Origin of the sequence: Hymenobacter amundsenii, from assembly GCF_002204745.1 — a bacterium.
Taxonomy (GTDB): domain Bacteria; phylum Bacteroidota; class Bacteroidia; order Cytophagales; family Hymenobacteraceae; genus Hymenobacter; species Hymenobacter amundsenii.
The window spans coordinates 1-748 of record NZ_NIRR01000102.1; the positions used below are offsets into that span (position 1 = coordinate 1).

Consider the following 748-nt stretch of genomic DNA (forward strand, 5'->3'; position numbering starts at 1 on the left):
CGTGGATGTACGCTCTTCATCATCCCACCAATGGGCGATAAAGTTCGCGTCAATTGCGCAAGCGGGCGCCTGATCGTTGTACTCTTCCACCGTCCACTGCACCGGGTAGTCCCGGTTAACCAAGGCAATCCACGCGGCCCAGTCGGCCCGGCTTGCATCGCGGACATAGATGTCGCGCAATCCCCCGTCGCGGCGATATACGGTTTGTTTTAGTTGTTCCCATTCCATCTTACTAACGCCTTGGAGAGATATGCGGTGCAACGAATCTTACATTTAATGGAGGAAAATACACGTTACTCTTAATTGTAATTTGACGTTCAGCGAAACGGTCGGAAGCAAAATGCAGCAATTCAGTTGAAGCATCGCTCTGGTCGTGCAGAAGTAGGCTTAGTTAAAAGCGTGATAATAGCTAAAATGGTATTTTGCCGCCACTATGTTCGCGAACTCTTTCCTACCTATTATCACGGCATTTTATCAACTTTCCGCTATGAAACCGCTTATTGTCATTGTTACGGTGGTGCTCGCAACCGCTTCCTGTAAGAAAAAGGAAACGGTCCCACTACCTTCCGGAAAGAACACCTTCTCCTGTCAGATTGCTGGCAAGGCATTTACGCCTCATCTGGACCCTATTCTACTGACGAGCCGGCAGCCGCTGCGGGCGTATCGCACCGGTACGCAAGGCGGGTTTGTGTTACAAGCACAAGATGCGCTGAATGTGCTGGAAATTTACCTGGCAGCGACGCAAGGT

The 748-nt window shown here is 50.4% G+C and carries 2 protein-coding genes; one reads left to right on the forward strand and one right to left on the reverse strand.

What is annotated here, in order from left to right:
* Positions 1 to 228 (reverse strand): hypothetical protein (locus tag CDA63_RS20095; protein ID WP_199797571.1); only part of this gene is annotated, 228 nt, incomplete at its 3' end.
* 259 nt (positions 229 to 487) lie between these two features.
* Here CDA63_RS20095 and CDA63_RS20695 point away from each other — a divergent pair.
* Positions 488 to 748 (forward strand): hypothetical protein (locus CDA63_RS20695; RefSeq protein WP_133074298.1); only part of this gene is annotated, 261 nt, incomplete at its 3' end.